1 protein-coding gene is annotated in these 666 nt (G+C 70.1%); it reads right to left on the minus strand.

The window, feature by feature from the left end; genetic code table 11:
* On the minus strand, positions 1-666 hold a 666-nt coding region (locus tag AP234_RS00130; RefSeq protein WP_160330345.1), incomplete at both ends, for a DUF222 domain-containing protein.

A 666-nucleotide genomic window follows, 5' to 3' on the forward strand; every position in this document is an offset into this window, starting at 1 on the left:
GGGGTCGGGGTCGGGGTCGATGAAGGGATGCGCGAGGACGTGAACGATGATCTCTTCATCGCTCAACCTCTCAAACGAGCCGTCCAGCGATCCCAAGAACAGATCCGCCCGAATGTGATCGATCGGCCGTCGATCTCCCGCACGCTTGCACGCCCGTGCCAGCACATCGATCCGCTCACACCCGGCCGCGGCCCGATCCAGCGGCAGGTCCAGCCCCGACACACTCGCCGTGCCGTCGCCGTTGCGCACCCCCGCCACCCGGCGCCGCCGGACCGCCTCGGCATACCGCTTCTGCGCCCACAACGGATCGATCGCCAGCACCATCCGCTGAATCCGCTCGATCAGCTCCCCGACCGTCCAGCCCGGCGCCTGCCCCACCAGCCGCGCGCACACCTGCCCGGCCTGCTCATCGGTCAGCCCCGCCGTCCAGCGCACGAACGCCATCGCCCGCGGCTCGTCCAGCACCCCCGCCAGCATCGCCTCCCCCAGCACCGGCAACCGCCGATGCACATTCCACGCCAGCTCAAAAGCGTTATCGGAACGACGGCGCGACCACACCAGCGCCGCCCGCGCCTCATCGGGAGCGAACTCATCGGGCACCTGCACCCGGCACACCTCCTGGCCCGACCCCTGCTCGCGCAGCCCCACCTCCAGCAACACCGCCAA

This window comes from Sphaerimonospora mesophila (assembly GCF_001417795.1).
In the GTDB taxonomy this organism is placed as follows: Bacteria; Actinomycetota; Actinomycetes; order Streptosporangiales; family Streptosporangiaceae; genus Sphaerimonospora; species Sphaerimonospora mesophila.